The organism is Pseudoalteromonas sp. P1-8, from assembly GCF_001399985.1.
GTDB lineage: Bacteria > Pseudomonadota > Gammaproteobacteria > Enterobacterales > Alteromonadaceae > Pseudoalteromonas.
This window is the reverse complement of the sequence record NZ_LJSO01000010.1, coordinates 24,331-44,972: the sequence shown is the minus strand read 5'-3', so window position 1 is coordinate 44,972 and position 20,642 is coordinate 24,331. Positions and strand designations below refer to the sequence as shown.

General features: G+C 41.6%; 19 protein-coding genes and 1 riboswitch. Of the genes, 8 read left to right on the top strand and 11 right to left on the bottom strand.

Annotated features, from left to right (window positions below):
- Positions 1-17 precede the first annotated feature (17 nt).
- From acnB to AN213_RS14285, 4 genes are all read right to left on the bottom strand, one after another.
- Positions 18-2,615, bottom strand: coding sequence for a bifunctional aconitate hydratase 2/2-methylisocitrate dehydratase (gene acnB, locus AN213_RS14300; protein WP_055198943.1), 2,598 nt, complete (start codon positions 2,613-2,615; stop codon positions 18-20).
- 295 nt (positions 2,616-2,910) lie between these two features.
- Positions 2,911-3,981 (bottom strand): OmpA family protein, encoded by a 1,071-nt coding sequence (locus AN213_RS14295; RefSeq protein ID WP_055198942.1) that lies wholly within the window; start codon positions 3,979-3,981, stop codon positions 2,911-2,913.
- Positions 3,982-4,447: 466 nt separating this feature from the next.
- Positions 4,448-5,860: a YdiU family protein gene (locus AN213_RS14290; RefSeq protein WP_055198941.1), complete on the bottom strand. Its 1,413-nt coding sequence runs from the start codon at positions 5,858-5,860 to the stop codon at positions 4,448-4,450.
- A gap of 8 nt (positions 5,861-5,868) precedes the next feature.
- The gene (locus AN213_RS14285; RefSeq protein ID WP_055198940.1) at positions 5,869-6,564 is read right to left on the bottom strand and encodes a DNA-3-methyladenine glycosylase I; all 696 of its coding nucleotides are present in this window, start codon (positions 6,562-6,564) and stop codon (positions 5,869-5,871) included.
- A 183-nt stretch (positions 6,565-6,747) separates the two neighbouring features.
- A riboswitch (Lysine riboswitch) is annotated at positions 6,748-6,944 on the top strand.
- Between the two features lie 137 nt (positions 6,945-7,081).
- Here AN213_RS14285 and dapA point away from each other — a divergent pair.
- The 5 genes from dapA (at position 7,082) to AN213_RS14260 (ending at position 12,274) form a co-directional block, all read left to right on the top strand.
- Entirely contained in the window at positions 7,082-7,966 is an 885-nt protein-coding gene (dapA, locus tag AN213_RS14280; RefSeq protein WP_055198939.1) for a 4-hydroxy-tetrahydrodipicolinate synthase, read from the top strand.
- A 14-nt stretch (positions 7,967-7,980) separates the two neighbouring features.
- Positions 7,981-8,721 (top strand): 2,3,4,5-tetrahydropyridine-2,6-dicarboxylate N-succinyltransferase, encoded by a 741-nt coding sequence (locus AN213_RS14275; protein ID WP_054552405.1) that lies wholly within the window; start codon positions 7,981-7,983, stop codon positions 8,719-8,721.
- Positions 8,721-9,926, top strand: a complete 1,206-nt coding sequence (locus AN213_RS14270; protein WP_055198938.1) for a PLP-dependent decarboxylase — start codon at positions 8,721-8,723, stop codon at positions 9,924-9,926. The genes AN213_RS14275 and AN213_RS14270 overlap by 1 nt, the downstream gene beginning before the upstream one ends.
- 5 nt (positions 9,927-9,931) lie before the next feature.
- Positions 9,932-11,050: a succinylglutamate desuccinylase/aspartoacylase family protein gene (locus tag AN213_RS14265; RefSeq protein ID WP_055198937.1), complete on the top strand. Its 1,119-nt coding sequence runs from the start codon at positions 9,932-9,934 to the stop codon at positions 11,048-11,050.
- Positions 11,051-11,236: 186 nt separating this feature from the next.
- Positions 11,237-12,274, top strand: a complete 1,038-nt coding sequence (locus tag AN213_RS14260; RefSeq protein WP_054563462.1) for a phospholipase A — start codon at positions 11,237-11,239, stop codon at positions 12,272-12,274.
- Between the two features lie 48 nt (positions 12,275-12,322).
- Here AN213_RS14260 and AN213_RS14255 read toward each other — a convergent pair whose 3' ends face one another.
- Complete coding sequence (locus AN213_RS14255) at positions 12,323-13,216, bottom strand: bifunctional GNAT family N-acetyltransferase/hotdog fold thioesterase (RefSeq protein WP_054563461.1); 894 nt, start codon at positions 13,214-13,216, stop codon at positions 12,323-12,325.
- 228 nt (positions 13,217-13,444) lie between these two features.
- Between AN213_RS14255 and AN213_RS14250 the strand changes: the two genes are divergently transcribed.
- Positions 13,445-14,134: a spermidine synthase gene (locus AN213_RS14250; protein WP_054563460.1), complete on the top strand. Its 690-nt coding sequence runs from the start codon at positions 13,445-13,447 to the stop codon at positions 14,132-14,134.
- 203 nt (positions 14,135-14,337) lie between these two features.
- Here AN213_RS14250 and dtd read toward each other — a convergent pair whose 3' ends face one another.
- The 3 genes from dtd to AN213_RS14235 are packed head-to-tail and all read right to left on the bottom strand — an operon-like array spanning position 14,338 to position 16,614.
- Positions 14,338-14,775 carry a D-aminoacyl-tRNA deacylase gene (dtd, locus tag AN213_RS14245; protein ID WP_054563459.1) on the bottom strand — a complete coding sequence of 146 codons (438 nt, stop codon included), beginning with the start codon at positions 14,773-14,775 and terminating at the stop codon, positions 14,338-14,340.
- The gene (locus tag AN213_RS14240; RefSeq protein ID WP_055198936.1) at positions 14,763-15,716 is read right to left on the bottom strand and encodes an alpha/beta fold hydrolase; all 954 of its coding nucleotides are present in this window, start codon (positions 15,714-15,716) and stop codon (positions 14,763-14,765) included. The genes dtd and AN213_RS14240 overlap by 13 nt, the downstream gene beginning before the upstream one ends.
- Positions 15,717-15,741: 25 nt before the next feature.
- On the bottom strand, positions 15,742-16,614 hold the full coding sequence (locus tag AN213_RS14235) for a virulence factor BrkB family protein (protein ID WP_055198935.1): 873 nt from the start codon (positions 16,612-16,614) through the stop codon (positions 15,742-15,744).
- 86 nt (positions 16,615-16,700) lie between these two features.
- Between AN213_RS14235 and AN213_RS14230 the strand changes: the two genes are divergently transcribed.
- Positions 16,701-17,357, top strand: a complete 657-nt coding sequence (locus tag AN213_RS14230; protein ID WP_054563456.1) for a DUF2959 domain-containing protein — start codon at positions 16,701-16,703, stop codon at positions 17,355-17,357.
- Between the two features lie 63 nt (positions 17,358-17,420).
- Here AN213_RS14230 and AN213_RS14225 read toward each other — a convergent pair whose 3' ends face one another.
- A complete protein-coding gene (locus AN213_RS14225; RefSeq protein WP_055198934.1) occupies positions 17,421-18,350 on the bottom strand; it encodes a hypothetical protein in 930 nt (309 codons plus the stop codon).
- Between the two features lie 150 nt (positions 18,351-18,500).
- Here AN213_RS14225 and AN213_RS14220 point away from each other — a divergent pair, with 150 nt between their 5' ends.
- A complete protein-coding gene (locus tag AN213_RS14220) occupies positions 18,501-19,592 on the top strand; it encodes an MBL fold metallo-hydrolase (RefSeq protein ID WP_055198933.1) in 1,092 nt (363 codons plus the stop codon).
- A gap of 15 nt (positions 19,593-19,607) precedes the next feature.
- On the opposite strand, the gene AN213_RS14215 is transcribed toward AN213_RS14220, so the two are convergent.
- Positions 19,608-20,033 (bottom strand): BLUF domain-containing protein, encoded by a 426-nt coding sequence (locus tag AN213_RS14215; RefSeq protein WP_055198932.1) that lies wholly within the window; start codon positions 20,031-20,033, stop codon positions 19,608-19,610.
- A gap of 187 nt (positions 20,034-20,220) precedes the next feature.
- The gene (locus AN213_RS14210; protein ID WP_054563453.1) at positions 20,221-20,526 is read right to left on the bottom strand and encodes a hypothetical protein; all 306 of its coding nucleotides are present in this window, start codon (positions 20,524-20,526) and stop codon (positions 20,221-20,223) included.
- Between the last annotated feature and the right edge of the window lie 116 nt (positions 20,527-20,642).

The following is a 20,642-nucleotide window of genomic DNA, read 5'->3' as shown; positions in this document are numbered from 1 at the left end:
AATTTAATTATTACTAATTATACAGCTTGCTGAACGATCACTTGGTCTGCCTTTTTAGTGTATTGAGGCATACGGTGGAAGTTCAGGTAACGATAAGTATCAGCTGCAGTTGCATTGATCTTATCTGCATACTCTTGGTACTCAGCAGGTGTAGGTAATTTACCTAAGATTGCCGCTACTGCTGCAAGCTCTGCTGATGCTAAGAATACGTTAGCGCCAGTACCTAGACGGTTAGGGAAGTTACGCGTAGAGGTAGAAACAACAGTTGCTTTATCAGCAACACGTGCTTGGTTACCCATACATAGTGAACACCCTGGAGTTTCGATACGTGCACCTACGCGACCAAAGATACCGTAGTAACCTTCATCAGTAAGCTGGTCTTTATCCATCTTCGTTGGTGGTGCAACCCAAAGTTGAGTTGGAATACGACCACTGAAACCATCTAGTAGTTTACCTGCAGCACGGAAGTGACCGATGTTAGTCATACAAGAACCGATGAATACTTCATCGATTTTCTCGCCTGTTACGTCAGAAAGAAGACGTGCATCATCTGGGTCATTTGGAGCACAAAGGATTGGCTCTTTGATGTCTGCAAGATCGATTTCGATTACATGCTTGTACTCTGCATCAGCGTCAGCTTCCATAAGTTCAGGGTTAGCTAACCACTCTTGCATTGCATTGATACGACGCTCAATAGTACGAACATCACCGTAACCTTCAGAGATCATCCACTTAAGCATTACGATGTTTGACTCTAGGTATTCAGCAATAGACTCTTTAGAAAGCTTAACAGTACAACCTGCCGCTGAACGCTCAGCTGATGCATCAGAAAGTTCGAAAGCTTGCTCAACTGTTAAGTGCTCAACACCTTCGATTTCTAGTACGCGACCAGAGAATTCGTTGATTTTACCTTTCTTCTCAACTGTTAAAAGACCTTCTTTAATACCGTAGTAAGGGATAGCATGAACTAGGTCACGTAGTGTGATACCTGGCTGCATTTCACCTTTGAAACGTACTAAGATTGACTCAGGCATATCAAGAGGCATTACACCAGTTGCTGCTGCGAATGCTACCGCACCTGAACCCGCTGGGAATGAAATACCTAGAGGGAAACGAGTATGAGAGTCACCACCAGTACCTACTGTATCTGGTAATAACATACGGTTTAACCATGAGTGGATTACACCGTCACCTGGACGAAGTGATACACCGCCACGGTTCATGATGAAATCAGGAAGTGTGTGGTGAGTGTTTACGTCGATTGGCTTAGGATAAGCTGATGTATGACAGAAAGACTGCATTGTTAAATCTGCAGAGAAACCTAAACATGCAAGATCTTTAAGTTCGTCACGCGTCATAGGACCTGTTGTATCTTGCGAACCAACAGTTGTCATTTTCGGCTCACAGTATTGGCCAGGACGAACGCCAGGCATGTTACATGCTTTACCAACCATCTTCTGAGCTAATGTGAAGCCTTTACCAGAATCAGTTACAAGAGCAGGCTTGCGGAAGATATCTTCAGCTTCCATACCTAGTGATGCACGTGCTTTGTCAGTTAAACCACGACCGATGATTAGTGGAATACGACCACCAGCACGAACTTCATCAAGAATTACATCTGATTTAAGTGAGAAAGTAGAGATTACTTCATCAGTACCGTGACGCTTAACAACACCTTCGTATGGGAAGATATCGATTTGGTCACCCATGTTTAGCTCATCAACAGGAAGTTCGATTGGTAATGCACCAGAGTCTTCCATTGTGTTGAAGAAAATAGGAGCGATTTTACCACCTAAACATACACCACCAACGCGTTTGTTTGGTACGTGAGGAATATCATCACCCATGAACCAAAGTACAGAGTTAGTTGCAGATTTACGAGAAGAACCCGTACCAACTACATCACCAACGTATGCAAGAGGTAAACCTTTCGTTTTAAGCTCTTCTAGTTGTGAGATTGGACCAACTTCACCTGGTTTTTCAGGATTGATACCATCACGTTCGTTCTTCAGCATTGCTAAAGCGTGTAGTGGAATATCAGGGCGAGACCATGCGTCTGGAGCAGGAGAAAGGTCATCTGTATTTGTTTCGCCAGTTACTTTGAATACCGTAACTGAGATTTTTTCAGCAACTGCAGGCTTGTTTACAAACCATTCTGCATTTGCCCAAGATTCGATTACTTGCTTAGCAAATTTGTTACCTGCTTTCGCTTTTTCTTCTACATCATAGAAAGCATCGAACATTAATAATGTGTTTGATAAACCTTTAACAACGATTGGCGCTAACGCTTCGTCATCTAGAAGTTCAATCATAGGTGCGATGTTGTAACCACCTAGCATAGTACCAAGTAGCTCAGCTGCTTTTTCTTTTGATACAAGTGGAGAGCTCGCTTCACCTTTTGCAACTGCAGCTAAGAAACCTGCTTTGATGTAAGCAGCATCATCAACACCCGGTGGTACGCGGTTAACTAGAAGATCAACGATAAACTCTTCTTCGCCTGCCGGTGGGTTTTTGATTAATTCAATAAGATCAGCCGTTTGCTGAGCATCTAATGGCGCTGGTACGATACCTAACGCGGCACGTTCTTCTACGTGTTTACGATATTCTTGTAGCACAATATTGCCCTCTTGGTGACGTGAAAGTACTCGGTAGTATTAAGCTAAATACCAATTAAGACCCAGCACTTATAGTATTCTGACGGTTAATTATAAAGCTTTTAAGTATAGATGAAAATCCATGCTGTAAGTAAGGAGTTTAATATTCACTATAAATAGCATGAATAGTACTAGAAAAAAAAGCTATTCAAATGAATATTTATTAAGAATCATTCCTATCTACTTACTTTAGAGGTGTTAGAAATGAAAAAACCCAGCACTAGGCTGGGTTTTCAAATTTTCGTAAAGAGTTAGATTAACGCTCTACTTTTACACGCTCAATTACAGATACTTTCGCTTCAACACGACGGTTTTCAGCGTGAGCTTCTGGCGTATTTGCTGGGTTTTTAAGGCGCTCTTCACCTAAACCAACAGTAGTAAGACGCATTGGGTCAATACCGTCTTCGATTAGTTTCTTAGCAACCGCATCAGCACGTTTCTTAGATAACCACTTGTTGTAGTCAGCTTTACCAACTGATGAAGTGTGACCTTCAAGTACTACGTCAGTACCTGGGTGCTCTTTTAAGAACTTAGCAGCGCGGTCAATATCATCTAAGTATTGTTGAGATACTTTAGACGTGTTGTTAGGGAATGTGATTAGTAAGCTCTTAGTTACTTCACGATCTTCATATAATGTACAGCCAGTACCATCAACAGCGTCAGTCATTGGCGTGTTTGCACATTGGTCATCAGCATCAGGGATGTTATCACCATCGCTATCAACTGGCTCAACCGCAACAGGAACAACTGTTGGAGCAGGTTCAACTGGCTCAGAAGCTGAGCTTTGCGCACCAAAGATATAGCTTAGGCCTAATTTAGCGCCAACATCTGTGTAACCACGGTCAAGACCTTGGTATAGAGATGTTTCAGCGTTAAACGCGAAGTTATCTGTGAAGTAGTGTTGGTAACCAGCACCTACGTTTGCGAACATTAGATCTTCGTCAACCGCATCAAGATTTTTAAGACCGAAAATACCGTAGAATGGACCACCACCTAAGTGATATAAAGCGTCAATACCGTAACGTTTGCCACTTTCAGTACCGCTAACAGAAGTACCGTCGTTTAGATCAGCTTTCCAATCGAAGTCCATGTCAGCGTATTCTAAACGAGCGCTCCAGTAATCACTAAAACGGTAACCTAGCTCTAAACCCCAACCTGTAGAGTCATCAACATCAAGGCCACCTGGAGTGTAGTCGCGGACATTTTCCCAAGAATTATCATAGTAGTCGCCAAATGCGCCGATGTAGAAACCTTGCTTTTCGGCAGCGAAGCTTGAAGCACTAGTTGCAGCAAGTGCTAAAGCAATAGTAAGTGATTTTAATTTCATTGTTTCCTTCCCATTTTCACAATTAAAATTGTAGCTAAGTCAAACCAGCTCAATCAGTTTAAACAGAGTAGTCGACTAATAGTTAATCAAAACTTAACAAACTCGGTACAGAACAAAAATCTTGCCGAGTAATTTCAGTCAATTACCCAAATAATAGGTTATCTAAATAACTTTGCGTAACAATGTCTTTAGATCGCTTTGTTATGATTAGGTGAAAGCCGATTCAGCCTAATCTACTGACTTCAAAACCGATAAAAGTCCATTCCCAATTACATTATTATATTGGTTATTTTTAAATCAACAAGTTGAAAGCAACTTTATTTGTAAATTTTCGTTAAAAAGCAAAACTTTAGTGCTATTTTATTGATATAAATCATAACACTGGCAGCTAACTTGCTCAATCAACGAACACTCAGATTTAAAAAAATGAGCATTTACAATTGTTATCAACCATAAAGATTAACCCTTAAGTACCACAAAAAGTTTGGTAATTACAATCACCTTCCTTCGGAGGTTGATACCATGCCGCAAACTCTTCCTCATACTCATATGGTTTTTGAATAACTTTTAAAAACTCATTGATTGATGAACTAGATCCTGCCTTTTCATACTCAGCCAAGATCATTTCAATATTATGATTACGGGGAATGACTGCAGGATTAACAGCTCGCATTGTGCTGTAACTTTCAGCTGATGTTCTGAGCCTCCATTTTAAAACCCATTCTTTTAAATTAGAATCTATAACAAAGTCTTTCACTAAAGATTCAGTAAGTGCATTAAAAGTATTGGTGTAATCAAGTTGGTGTTGCTTCATTAACCCCAGTAACTCTGAAACTAAAGCATGATCGCCTTCTTGCTGACCAGCTAAGCCTAATTTCTGCTGCCACATAATATTAAATGCATCATTAAATTTAGCAGCAAAACCATTCACAACCGGTGAGAGTTGCTCAACGGCAGCATCTTGATCAGCAAATAAAGGGATTAAGCTTTCAGCTAAACGCGCAATATTCCAATTGGCAATATTCGGCTGATTACCAAATGCATAGCGCCCTTGATGGTCAATCGAACTAAACACCGTGTCTAAGTCAAACTGATTCATCATCGCGCAAGGACCATAATCAATGGTTTCACCGCTAATCAAGGTATTATCGGTATTCATCACGCCATGTATAAAGCCAATTCGCATCCAGCTGATAACGAGCTCAATTTGCTTATCTAGCACGGCGGTTAAAAATTCAATATAACGCTGCTCACCCGTACTGCTAAGGTCAGGAAAGTGGCAATTTATTGCGTAGTCGACTAGCTTTTCTAACCCTTCTATATCACCTTGTGTAGCTAAGTATTGAAATGAGCCAACACGAATATGGCTTTTAGCTAAACGAGTGACAACTGCACCCGGGCGAGGTGGCTGGCGATACACTGTTTCACCAGTAGTAACCACTGCTAAACAACGCGTAGTCGCGATACCAAGCGCATGAAGTGCCTCACTCATGATGTACTCACGTACAGCCGGACCAATAGCACAGCGACCATCACCACCACGAGAGAATACAGTTGCTCCTGCGCCTTTTAGCTGTAAGTCCCACAATGTGCCATTGTTATCTGCAATAGCACCAAGCAAATGCGCTCTACCATCACCAAGACGCGGTGAAAAATGACCAAATTGATGACCTGAGTAACCAAGTGCAACCGGTGCAACATCTTTATCTATTGTTGAACCAGATAGTAATTTAGCTAAATATTCGCTGTCGTGTTTAATTTCAAAATTATCAGCTAGCTTGTCATTAAATAGCAGTAATTGTGGCTTAGCAACGGCACTCGGCATATCTTTAATAGCAAGCAGTTCACTAATATCTGTGTATCGGGTTTGCAGTTCCATAACTGTCCTTAACGTGTTGCTACACCTACACGATTATCGCCTACACCATAGGCCACTAGTTGGCTTAGAGCCTGCAAGCTGTAACCGCTTTGCTGTTGTAATTCATTGAAAAAATCTTGTGCTGCTTGTAATGACTTTTTAGTTTGTAAGCCACCATCTATCAACTCGTGAGAACGCAAGTAGGCTTCTACATCGCGAGAAAGCAAAAAGGTATCTTTACCAAGCGCTCGCAAAGCGTACGGGCCAGTATTTCCCCCTAAACGCGCACCATGCTTTTTAAGATAGGCCCACAAACCAATAATATTGTTAGTTGGCCAATCTGCAATAAATTGGCTAAAACTGCCATGTTTCTCGGCAACTTCGTGGATCATGTACGCATTTTCTGGGATCGTTTGTACTTTTTTAAAATTACGAACAATTCGCTCATCACTGGCTTTTTGCTCAAGCATATCTGGCGGCATCATCAACAACTTTTCTACGCTGAAATCCCAAAACACATCACGAAAACCAGCCCATTTATTATTGATAACAGACCAATAAAAACCACTTTGAAATACTTTACGCGTAAACTCTTCTAACCATAAATCGTCATGCATTTTGGCAATATCAGTATCATCGAGCGGGTTTGATAACAATGCATGCAGCATTTCTTCGCTGCCTTTTCGAGATACGGCTCGTTGATAAATATCGTTAAATTTTTCCATCATTTTTCCAATTTATTTGGTTAACGCTAAGTGTACGTAAAAACACGCTTATACGTAACCATGTTGCAAAATCGGTCACTAAAAAACAAATCCTTCGCCTTGACACCTAGATGGCTAAAATGCTTTAATCGCCGCCAATACCCTATTTAACTATGTTGGCTTTAACCTTTAAAGCGAGCATAAAGGGCTGGAAGAGGTGCGTTATTCAGGTAGCGTATGGGAAGAGCACAGACTCTGTTGATCATACGTAAGGGGAATTAACGCCGAGAAGTAACACCGTTTGTGAGGTGCTTATTTCGGGCGACTGGGCTGAATCCCAGCGACTGTCACCAACAATAGCAAAGCGCTATTGATTTGTTTGGTGGAGAGCTTCTGGTCTTAGTATAATGAGGCCGTCGCGTCTTTATTATTTTAAGCCCATTCGCTCTTCGAATTATACCTTGTTCGAACGACGACATGCGGCTCCATTCAAATGCTCCCGCATAAACTCTTCGAATACCTTATAAGTTCGTGAGAGATGATCAACAATTTTGATTTAAACGACTATCCATTGTGGACAGCGCTTGTCACGCCATTTTCTGAATCTGGCGAGGTCGATTACACTGCCCTTGAACAACTGGTTGCGGAGCAGCAAGATGCAAATAATGGCATTTTATTGCTTGGCAGTACCGGTGAAGGACTGGCGCTTTCACTCAAAGAGCAACAAGCCATTGTTGAACATGTTTGCCAATTAGCACCAAGTGTCCCACTCATGGTTGCTGTGGGCGGCATGAATCTTAAGCAACAAATAGCTTGGGTTGAATACTGCAACCAACTACCTATTCATGGCTACCTGTTAGGTTCACCTCTGTATGCAAAACCTGGGGTTGTTGGCCAAACACATTGGTTTGAAAGCCTACTAGACGCAAGTAACCACCCATGTATGTTGTATAACGTACCAGGACGCAGCGCAGTTGAGATTTCACCACAGGTGATCAAAAACCTTGCTGAGCACAAAAATCTTTGGGCTTTAAAAGAAGCCAGTGGCGACATTAGCAAATTTGAAGGCTTTAGAACGGCATCACCAACACTGGCCATATTTAGTGGCGACGATGCACTTATGCCATATTTTGCTCAAGCTGGTGCAAAAGGCTTAGTTTCGGTTGCCGCGAATGCTTGGCCGAGTCAAACCCATGAGTTTGTTAAACGCAGTTTAAGTGGTCAATACCCAAATCTATTCACCGATTGGTCGCTAGCAATCCAAAGTTTATTCGCTGTGGCAAATCCAATTCCCGTAAAAGTACTGATGCACCTGCAAGGTAAAATAAATACCCCGCATTTACGTCCGCCGCTTACGCATTTAGAGCTTGAGCAAACAGACAGCATCACCCACGCAAACAACACAATTTTATCTTGGAACTAAAAACAGGTTTTATCATGAGCTGGTTAGAATTATTAAACAACTTAGAATCAGGCGCAGTTCGCGCAGCAACACAAGACGAGAACGGCAACTGGCACGCCAATGTTGAAGTTAAACAAGGCATTTTAGAAGCCTTTAAAAACGGCACTAATACTGAGTTCCCAGGTGGTTTTGTTGATAAGCACAACTTAGCACCACAAGGGTTTGCAGCAGATGCTGGCGTGCGTATGGTACCAGGTGGTAGCAGTGTTCGCCGTGGCGCACACGTTGCCAAAGGCACGATTATCATGCCACCAGCATATGTGAATATTGGCGCGTTCATCGACGAAGGCACGATGGTCGATAGCCACGCATTAGTGGGTTCATGCGCACAAGTGGGTAAAAATGTTCACCTAAGTGCTGCAGTACAATTAGGTGGTGTACTAGAACCAATTGGTGCTAGCCCTGTGGTTATTGAAGACGACGCATTCATCGGCGCAGGCTGCGTTATTGTTGAAGGTGTGGTTGTGAAAAAAGGTGCTGTACTTGCGCCAGGTGTTCGCTTATCTGCAACTATTCCTGTCTACGATTGCGTTAACGAACGCCAGCTAGACAAAGGTGAAGCCATCCCAGAAAACGCGATTGTGATCCCAGGCTCTCGCCCTGCTTCAAATGCATGGGCTCGCGAGCAAGGTCTAAGCATGTCTTGTGCATTGATCGTGAAATACCGTGATGAACAAAGCGATGCATCATTACTGTTAGAAGAGGTTTTACGTTAATGAGCTTTTTGAGCACGCCCATCAAGCAAGCGGTTGAACAAGTTTCAACGCATCTTGATACGCCATTTTTTATCTATGATTTAGATAAATTAACTGCACATTTAAATCAACTGACTGCGCAAACCGATGTGAAACTTTGGTATGCCGTTAAGGCCAACCCACTGTCTCGCATTATTCAATGTTTAGACGGCGCAGGGTTTAACTTTGATGTTGCAAGTAAAGGTGAACTTGAGCAAGTACTTGCTCAAGGCATCGATAGCGAGCGCGTGCTCAACACAGGGCCTGCAAAGAGTCCTAAACAAATTTCACATTTTATTGCTCGCGGCGTACGTACTTTTGTGGCCGAGAGCATTAACCAAGTTCGCTGGTTAAACGAACAAGCAACAAAAGCAAATTGTCAGCTGCAAGTTCTATTGCGCGTACAACTTCGTTGGCCAGACAGCGAAAAGAATCCACTTGGCGGCGATAGCCTTACTCCTTTTGGTTTGGGCTGTGATGAGTGGCAAGCACTGACTGTAAGTGATTACCCAGCTCTTAACTTTGATGGCCTGCATATTTTCCAATGGGGCAATATGCTAAGTACTGACAAGCTCGCCGAGCTATGGCGCGCAATGATTGCGCCATTACAACAGCTAGCAAGCTCATTAAATATTAACCTTAATATTCTCGATTTAGGGGGTGGCTTAGGCATACCTTATACTCAAGATGCTAACCGACTCGATTGGTCTGCACTTATCGAGACTCTGGCGGCTATTAAAGCAGATGCCGGTGTCAAAGAGCTTTGGATGGAACTAGGCCGCTATGCGGTGGGCGAATGCGGCCATTACGCAACGCCGGTTGTTGAGCGCAAAGAGAATTACAATCAACAACAAGTGATTTTATCAGGCGGTATTAACCATTTACTTCGCCCTGCTGTAACAAGCCAAGATTTTCCTGCGGCATTACTACGCGAGTCAACGGCTGAGCCTGCGGCAATGACTTTATACGGCCCTCTTTGCACCGCCCTTGATTGCTTAGGTGAGCACCAATTAGCGAGCGATTTAAATGAGCAAGACTGGTTGGTATTCAGCCAATGTGGCGCTTACGGCTTTACCGAAAGTATGCCGTACTTTTTATGTCACGAATTAGCGGCTGAATACATCCTTGAACAAGGCAATATTGAGTGCATTCGTAGCGCTGAAGATGCCAGCTATTATTTAAGGTAATCTCCATGAGTAAAGAGTTAATCAGCCAAGAGAATATTGTGGTTGGCGAGATTGCCAACGGCCTACCTCTAACAATTCCTGTGTATCGCTTAAAAGGCGATGGCACGGGACCAAACGTGTATATACAAGCAAATATGCACGGCGCTGAAGTACAAGGTAATGCAGTAATTTATCAATTGCTTGAGCAGCTAAAATCACTCAAGCTGCGTGGAGATATTACTCTAGTTCCTTATGCTAACCCTATTGGTTGCAACCAAAAATCAGGTGAGTTTACTTTAGGTCGCTTCGACCCAATCACGGGCACCAACTGGAACCGCATGTACCGCTTTAATAAAGCGTTACCGTCACAGATTGCTGAACAGCATAAAGACAGTGATGATGCGACCCTTAAAGCTGCATTTAAACAGGCACTCATTGCTGACATCGACAGTCAATTAACGGGTCCTGATTACAGCCTAACAACGGGTAAGCGCATTGCTCTTAACTTGCAAAAGCTTGCCCACCAGGCTGATATCGTTTTAGACCTTCACACGGGGCCTATCTCGAGTAAGCACTTATATTGCCCTGAATACGCCAAAGACAGTGCAAGCTACTTCAACATCGAGCATGTGTTACTGATCCCAAGTGATTTTGATGGCGCGATGGATGAAGCGAGTTTCTGCCCATGGTGGTCACTATCTGAAGAGCTTGCCAAACAAGGCCGTGAATTTGCTGTTCAAGTCGAAGCATTCACTGTTGAACTTGGTAGCCAAGAAAAAATCGATTTAAGTGCGGCTTTTGAAGATGCAAATAGCATTTTAAGTTACCTCAATCAAAAAGAGGTATTAGTTGATGCTGCGTATCATCCAAAAGCGATGACACGTTATGCCTGCATGCTTGAAGATTATGTAGCTTACTACGCACCTATGGGTGGCATGGTCGAGTATCTTGCCCCACTGGGTGGCCATATTAAAGCTGGTGAGCCTATCGCCCGCATTTTAAGAATGGAGCGCTACCTTTCTGAGCAGCCGCTACAAACATTAAGTTTTGATAAAGACGCCATTGCTATTTTGCATTTTGCTTCAGCAAGCGTGAATCAAGGTACCGAACTTTATAAGTTTTTTACCAACGTCTTTGAGCTATAAGCTCATCCCTTCTCATTGCGTGAGAGTCAACGGCTTATGCCCTTAGGCCGTTACAGCAGGGCTCCAAGCTTAGCTTGGGGCTCTCTATTTACCTAAAATTTCAACAATTCAGTACAAGTTCACGGTTACTTATGTAAAAATCGTTATAATTATACCTACTTACAAGTCTACTGAAAGGGAACTGCAATGGGATGGCGCATTTGGCTGGCAGCAGCTGGCTTATTTTCTGTACCTGTATTTGCTCAAACTGAACAACCACAAACTAACGAACAAGATGACGCGCTAGAACTCGTAAAGCAGTGTATTTTGAACGAAGCGATTGGCGGTGACGGTAAACAAACACTCGAAGAACTTCGTAAAAAATGCTCAGACTTAGACGAGAGTAAAAAGCTCACCGCTTTAGACAAGCGTAAAGCCCGTGAAGAAGTGAGCAAGAAAAACCGTAATGTGATCACCCCACATAAGCGTAACTACATATTACCGCTTTCATATGTATCTAACCCGAATGAACGTCCTTTTGATGGTTTAAAAGATCTTGCTGAGCAAACTGATGGCGAGCCACTTGATAATCTTGAAGTGAAATATCAACTTTCAATTAAAGTGCCTATTTTCGAAGGCTTTTCAGATAAAGATCAGGGCGTATTCTTTGCGTTTACCATGCAATCGTTTTGGCAGTTTTATAACAAAGATATTTCATCACCGTTTCGTGAAACAAACTACGAACCAGAGATCTTCTGGGTGAACTACCTTGATCCTGAGCATGTGCTTTGGGGCGATGAAATGGCAATTGCAATTGGTGCCTCGCATCAATCGAATGGCCGCAGCCAGCCTAATTCACGTTCATGGAACCGTATCTATGCCGATTTCCTATGGGAAAAAGATGGCTTTGTTTTTAGCTTTAAGCCTTGGTACCGCATTCCTGAAGATAAAAAGGACGATGAGCTAGAAGCCCGTGGCGATGATAATCCTGATATCTACAAATACATGGGTTACTTTGAGTTTTCAGGTGCATACCGTTACAACGAGCATGAATTTAGCTTTATGACCCGTAATAACTTAAATTCAGATAATCGTGGTGCAATCCAATTAGATTGGTCTTTCCCTCTTTGGGGCCGATTACGTGGCTACGCACAATACTTTAATGGTTATGGCGAGAGCTTGATTGATTACAACGCCGATATTGAACGTTTTGGTGTGGGTATTCTGTTAACTGACTTGCTTTAACTTCAATTAATGAAGAGCGAGCTTTAGTTAGCTCGCTCTAAATAGTCGTTATTTTTTAACGATGAAGTGACCTTCGAATTCTGCTACTAACACATCACCATCGTATACATTTACTGGCACATGGTAGCTTGCTTTGCCACTGTCTTCTAAATCCGCTAACTTGCCTTTACAGCCAGCCAACTCAACACTACCACGAGGGTCGTTATTTAATGGTTTAAGGTATTTAATGTTGGCATCAGCTAACACGATATTTCCTTCGAGGCCTGCTTCTTTCAGCGCTAGGTAAGTTGCGCCCCACCCTGTTAAGGTTGCTAAACTATAAATTGAACCCGCAAACATAGTGTTATGAAGGTTTAAGTTCGCATCTAAATCAGCGCGGGTAGTAAACTGCCAATCGGTATAGCTTTCAACTTTAATGCCCATCGCATCACTGATTGGGATCGACTCACGCCACGTGTTTTGCAGTACTTGTGTCCAGTTTGGATGACGGAACCAACCCGGCTCAGATGGTTTTTGTTTTACCATTTTCCAATGCTGTACATCGTCATAGGCAAGGTGCGCTTTTTCTTTTAATTCGTAGCCATGACGCTTATAGAAATCAAGGGCTCGCTCACGAGCAAACAATACCAGCTCGTCAGCATCTTGAGTCCATGCGATTTTTTCTAATTCATGTAATAAACGGCTACCAATATGCTGGTTACGATTACCTTCAGCGACCGCCATATAACGAACTTGCGCTTGCTGATGATTATTAAAATGCAGGCGAGCTACACCTAATACTTCGCCGTCGTTATTTTTGATAAAGCGGTGCTCAGCGTCTTGCTCTAAGTCATCTTGCTCAGAACCACGCGGCTCGCCCCAGGGTGCTCTTAAAACCTGCCAACGTAATGAATAGTACGCTTGCCAATCTTCGCTGCTTTGTGGGGTGGTCACTTTAAACATAAAAACTCCTGTGATAATTCAGCCACTGTCTGTTGTTTTTCTGTCGTGGCCTTTGGAATGCGAATTACGATACGCGATCTTCAAACAAGTTGGAATAATACTTTGGTGACCCAGCCTAAATTATTATTCTTGGCTGTAAAAACTAATGCACAATTGCACTTTAAGCCTGCTGGTCTATGCTGAAATAACCGTCTTATTTTAATAAATAAATTGCTAAAGGCCCGAAATATGGAACATTTTCTTGAACCCAGTGGCGCAGTAAAACATAGTTTTATTGAGGACTGCCACCGATTAGGGCAACTCATCTATTGGCATAAACAAGGCAATTACAGTATTCAAGTTAGGCAACTAAACCAATTACGCTGGTTACTGATCAACGAAACCCTGCAATCAGTCATAGAAAAACGCCGACCTGCCAGATTACTTTTCCCGCATTTACAATACCTTGCAAAGCTTTGGCAAGACTTAGAGGAACCTAAAAAGATTTTAGAACTAGGGCTAGGCGGTGGTGCTATTCGTAATTACTTACAGCACACCTACCCTGACAGCCAACTGACATCGGTTGATAAAAACCCCGACATAATTCACTGCTATAAACGCTACTTTGGTGGCGACCATGCCAATAACTTGCACTGTTTTGATGCGCAGCAAGTATTAGAGCAAAACAACGAATATAATTGGATTATCCTAGATTTATTCAGTGAGGTAGATGCGCCATTATTTTTATACAAGCACCAGTTTTACACCAAACTAAGAGCAGCGATGGCAAAAGATGGCTTGTTGTTCATTAATTTTTTATCTAATCACCCATCGCAACTAAAACAACTTGAGCACCTGCTAATCACCGAGTTTGGCAAGCGCCCAAGCATTGTAAAAATCCCCGACTACGTGAATCATATCGTGATGATCAAAAAATAAAAATGCTTATACCAATCCGCTTACTTAAGTAGTCTATTTTGAGGCAATAAAACCTCGTTGATTTTCGTTATTTAGTTGTTCTCGGCAATTGCTCCTGCATTGCTCTACCTCCTGCATCCATGCAGTCGTAAATGAGAGATTTTTAACGCAGTTAGCGACAGGTTTAATCCCTCAAAATGATTAAGTATTATCGCGGGTTGGTATTACACAGATAAATTAAAAGTAACGGGACCATCGTTACATAGGCTTACTTGCATATCAGCACCAAACTGCCCTGTAGCCACTGTTAAGCCCGTTTTTTTAGCTTCAGCAATAAAATACTCATAGAGCGTATTGGCTTGCTCTGGCGTGCCAGCACTTGAAAAGCTCGGGCGCATGCCCTTTTTGGTGTCAGCTGCTAACGTAAACTGCGAAACCACTAAAAGCTCACCTTTGATGTCATTCAAACTTAAATTCATCTTTCCTTGTTCATCGGTAAAAATGCGGTAATTGCTGACTTTGTGTAAAAGCTTCTGGGCGCTTTGCTCGGTGTCCTGTTTTTCAACACCTAATAGCAGCAAAATACCTTGTGAAATTTCACCAACAACTTCGCCTGCCACTTCTACTTTTGCTTGTTTTACTCTTTGAATTAAGCCTTGCATTGATCCCTCGATAACTTGATATACATTAAATCTGCGGCACGTCGCATTGCCGACAAATATACCTGATTATCGCTGCTGTGCCCAATGCCATCTAAAATCAACAATTGTGCATTTAACTGTTCAGCAAGCTGTTGTACGGCACTATATCGACAGATCAAATCGGCGCGGCCATGAATAAACCAAATAGGTAAATGAGTCAGTAGATGCGCATTTTCTGCGATAAAGCCTTCTTTAATGAAACAATGATGACGAAAATAATGCACCATTAACCTTGCTTGATTTAACCCGACATGGGGCTCCTGTAAACTCCAGTTTGTCAAAGGCTCACCATGACATAGCACCTGCTCCCAATGACACCATAACTTGGCAAATTTACTGGCTTTAATTTGATCATCATTGTTTAGCTGTTGCTGATAAAAATCGAGTAAGGCATGCCAATCAGTGTAATCATGTGCAAATTCATTAAAGCACTCAGGGTAAAAATGCGCGCCGGCTCCTTTTGTTGTGTAAAGCCACTCGAAGTCACTGTTACAAGCTAAAAAGCTAGCCCGTAAAATAAGCCCTGCAACATGCTCTTGGTGATGAATAGCATAGACAAGTGCCAAAGTGGCCCCCCATGACTCACCACACACCAGCCACTTTTCAATACCCAGTTGCTGGCGCAAATACTCGAGATCGGCAACTAATTCTGAGGTGGTATTGGTTGAACTATCATGGGGTGTTGAGTGACCGCAACCGCGCTGACTGAACATGATCACTCGAAAACGTTCTAAGTCGAAAAAGCGGCAATTTTCAGGGCATAGACCCGCACCAGGCCCGCCATGGCATAACACCACAGCAATCCCTGTAGACGCACCATATTCTTGCACATGGATTTGATGACCATCGCCAACATTTAAGTGATAATCACGGTTGGCAACATATTGTGGATGTAACTGCACCTCGCTCTCCTTAGGTGCAGTGAATTTAAACCTCTATATCAGGCGTGTCCTCGATATTCTCAGGGCTGATACATACAGTAAATTCTGCACCGAGTAATACGACAATCCACGACAAATACACCCATACAAATAAAATAGGGATTGTCGCCAACGCCCCATAAATAACTTCGTATGATGGGAAGTGGCTGATGTACAAAGCAAAGCCTTTTTTTGTCAGCTCAAACAACATAGCTGCAAACAAAGCGCCCGGAATTGCCGCTCTAAATGGAACTCGTGTGTTAGGAACTAAAGTATAGAGCATAATGAAGCCAATCATTGAAATTATGTAAGGTAATAATTTCAATAAAAAGCCGCTAAAGCCGGGGATACCTTGATCGGCAAACGACACTAACGACACTATGTATGAAGTAACCCCAATACTAGCCCCTAATAACACAGGGCCCAGACTAAGCACCATCCAATAAACGGCAAACGAAATCATCATTGGGCGCTTTTTCTTAATACGCCAAATTCGATTTAATGTAGCATCGACATTGCGAATAAGTAACAAAGATACCGCCGCTAAAAAACCCACACCAACGGCAGTCATTTTATTCGCATTACCGGCAAAAGCGCTGATGTGCTCTTTAATTACATCTGTAGAGGTCGGCACAAGGTTAGTAAACAAGAAGTTTTCTATGGTCACTAACGTGCTTTCGAACCCTGGAAAAGCAGAAAAAATAGCCACACCAACCGCCACCAAAGGCACGATTGATAATAAGGTCACATAAGCCAAGTACCCAGCATTAACAGTGATTTGATCGTCAATACAACGATTAAGATACTGCATCCACCAAGTAGGTTGTTGCTTTAAGAAAATGCTTATTTGCAACTTATAACGACTGAGCTTCTCATCCATAGAATCTAATTTCTGCTAAAATGTTTTGATAATCATAGCAATCCACCACATAATTTGAAATGACAGGTACCTAAAAAGGATTCTCAATGAAAAAACTGACACTTTTAAGTGCACCACTATTTGCAGTAACAATGGCATTATCAGGCTGTCAGTCAGCTTACTACTCAGCCATGGAATCTGTAGGTGTGCATAAGCGCGACATTTTAGTGGACCGCGTAGAAGAAACTAAAGAAGCACAGCAAGAGTCACAAGAAGAGTTTCAATCAGCATTAGACAGATTAACCACGCTTATCAATTTTGATGGTGGTGAACTACAAGATGCCTACAATCAACTGAATGATGATTACGAGTCGAGCTTAGCGGCAGCAAACGACGTAACAAGCAATATCAATAAAGTAGAAGATGTAGCTGAAGCGCTATTTGATGAATGGGCCGATGAACTAGAGCAATACAAAAGCGCCTCTCTTAAACGTGAAAGCAGCAAAAAGCTCAATGCAACTAAGCGCCAATTTGATCAACTACTTCGCTCAATGCGTAGCGCAGAAAGCAAAATGGAGCCGGTATTATCATCACTTCATGATAATGTTTTGTACTTAAAACATAATCTAAACGCACAAGCTGTAACAGCTATCAAAGGTGAGTTCACAAGCCTAAAACGCGATATAAAAGTGTTAATGGACGACATGAACAAATCTATCGAAGACTCTAATAAGTTCATTGAGCAAATGAACAAAGCGGGTTGAGATAGTTAGCTAAAAATTAATGCGGCAATTAGCCGCATTAATTTTAATAAAACATATAAAAATTTACTTACAACTATATGTAAAGATGTGTTGATCACCTTGTGTGCGGTGTGATGTCACCACGCAATTTGGAGTGTGCCCTCCATGGCTGTCAAACAGTAAATTTATATAATTGAGAAATATTGTTTCACCATTGCTTTTATTTTTAAAAACAAATTCATTATTTAAGTCACTAACTTTTAATGGAATACTGTTATTATCTGCATCTTTTGCGCTCATAATGATGAACACATCATTTGTAAAGTCTATTGCAGCTTTGACAGAGCCGTTATAAATACTTTTATCGGCAGATTCATAAAAATTAATTGTCACGTAGAGCCCCATGTCTTTTCCTGTGGGTATTCTTACTGCATCTAGAGCAGAGTCAATTAATTCAGAAAACAAAGAACCATCTTGGTTTAAATAATAATCAAATGCATTATTTCTAAAACTAGACCGACTTAAGAAGGTATACGGGTCTCCTTTAACATCAAATCCACCTACATCTTTTAAAACTGAAGAGGTACTTTCATGGTTGCTTATCTCAACTCTAGAAAATGCGGCAATCGACTGGCTCGAGTCAGTGCCCATATAATCTGTTTCAGCATCATTAGAAACAAACATAGCAACACTTTTATTTTTCAATAGCAATATTACTTCTTGCCTAAACTCCAGAATTAAATTTGCATCAAATTGCTCTTCATAGCTCAACTCAACATTAACAGCGTTACGTATAGGCTCACCAAAGCTACTAAATCGCAAGCTCCTGTAATATTTTTTCACTTGTCTGTTATCAAAATCAAAAATAACCACATAGCTAGACCCCGACCGTTGTTGTGAAAACGCAGCTAAGTTTTCCATTCCATTAGTGGAGCAGCCATTACATGTTAACGAGTCCGTAGCGGCTAAAGACGACAGTGAAAATATACCAATTAAAAAAGCAATAACTTTCATTTATCCTCCTTGATTCGTGTTCGAAAATCACTCAAATACTAGCAAAAAAAAATCGCATCACAAATTAGTCAATATTTAGTTACTTTTTAATGATTTATCTTAAATTTTATTTTGCTAAACTCACTGCAAAGAATAAAAAGTAAGCATGGTATGCATTTAAAAACACTCTCAACTCTTATTGCAGCAGCACTTTTAAGTGCATGCAGTAATTCAAACACTGTTGATATTATTGCCGGTGAAGGCACCATTACTCCGTTAAAAACTGAGGGAGAGTACGAAGGTCGCTACCACAACCTTTATCCGGGTGATAAAGAATACCCAACAACCTGCACTGACAATTGCTATGAAGCGTCAGAACTCCTTGTGTGCGACGACAGCAACTCACAATGCGAGTTTCACGCAGAACAACATATGCCTGCAATCAACTCAGGTTTTACGGTGCGCTGGTTAGGTCATGCTGGGTTTTATATTCAATCACCAAATGGTGAGCAGCTGTTGTTTGACCCTGTTAAAGATCAGTTTGATTCGCCCGTAGACTTTGCCTTTAAGCTTGCAGGGGGCATTTATCGCAAACCTGGTTTTTGGCCATCACAAGCTGAACTTAATGGCTTAGATGCAGTAATGTACTCACACATTCACTATGACCATTTTAACAAGGCAGATATAGAAGAGATTGGCAACACCCCCCGCTACTTAGTGCCATTAGGGTTTGCAGATAACTTCCCGACGGGTGGCTTTAATATTTCAGAAATGGCGTGGTACGCAAGTACACAAATTAATGATTTAACGATTCATGCGCTGCCAGCTCATCATTTTAGCAGTCGCATAATGGTGCCTTTCATTTACGACGACCAAAATAAAGATTTATGGAATGGTTGGTTACTTGAGCAAAATGGTAGAACCTTGTTTTTTGCTGGTGATACCGGTTACTCAAAACACTTCCAAGATATTAATCAAAAATACGGCGAGATTGATGTATGTTTAATGCCTATCGCTTCTTATTACCATGAAGAAAACGGTAAGTGGTATCGCTATGTTCATACAACGCCAGAAGACAGCTTAAACGCCGCAGAGGAGCTAAACTGTAAAGTGATGATCCCATGGGGTTATGGCAACTCAAGCTGGCAAATGGGTGACCATTCAAGCCACTCTGCATTATTAAGATTACTGCATATGCAAAAACAGATGAACAGCCAAGTCCCTCTTTACATATTGAATGAAGGTGAGCAAGTGTCACTGTAGTGACACTTACAAGCACTACATAGTATGTTTGAGCAATGAGTCCCGTAAAGCCAGCATAAGTTTATGGGCGCTTCCTGCCGACATGGCTAATGGATTAAATTCGCTGGTACCTGAGTACTTTAAGTTTAATGGAGTTGTCATTTTTGAATTAGGTATGTATCCCATCGACCAATTCTCAAATTCACGCTCTACTATTTCACAGTAATTCAGCATGATGATATTGCAATGACGTTTGTCATTAAGAATACGATGATAAGTTTCATTCACCGCTTTTCGTGACCCCTCAAGGCATTGCATAAAGTGGGTGCTATTAAAACACAGTAGCCCAGTTACATTACTTTCTGCATTATTCTGCTTAGCTTTCTCGAGAATATCTTCGATGTCATTGGGCCCAAACCCATCGCTAATTTCACTTGTGTAAATCAGTCTAACTAAATACATCTTACTCTCCTGCAAGTTGGATTTAGAAAAGATAGTACAGATGGGGGAGTTAGTAAAAAGTTGCGAGTTGCGAGTTGCGAGTTGCTCAATAAACTAATTAACTAGGTTAGAAATACAAACAAAATAAGTAAAGCTACAATTCTGATAGCAATGTTGGAACAATTTACTCCTAGAAAATTAGCTTAGGCTAAATTCCAGTGGTATTAACTTTGTTATGGAAATATTTTCCTAAAATTCCTGTCGGTAGCAATAAAACATTAATCACTATAGTACGAAATATTACGCCAACAAGAAAAATAATATCAAGGTCAGGATTACCATCCCACTCAGGTTGGGATATTAGTTGCGACACATAGCGTAAGTCACTAGCAAATACACTCACAAAAATGATGCAATGCGCAATGAACAAGCCTAGATAGCCATATTTCTTTGCAGCAAGAACTGTTATCGCTAACCATCCGAGCCAGTAATAAAACTCATACCCAAAAAACATTTAATCTTCCATTCGATCTGACAGCTGAGAGCTGAGAGCTGAGAGCTGAGAGCTGAGAGCTGAGAGCTAATCATACAACAAAAAACCGCCGTATTTTTCAATACGGCGGTTTTAAT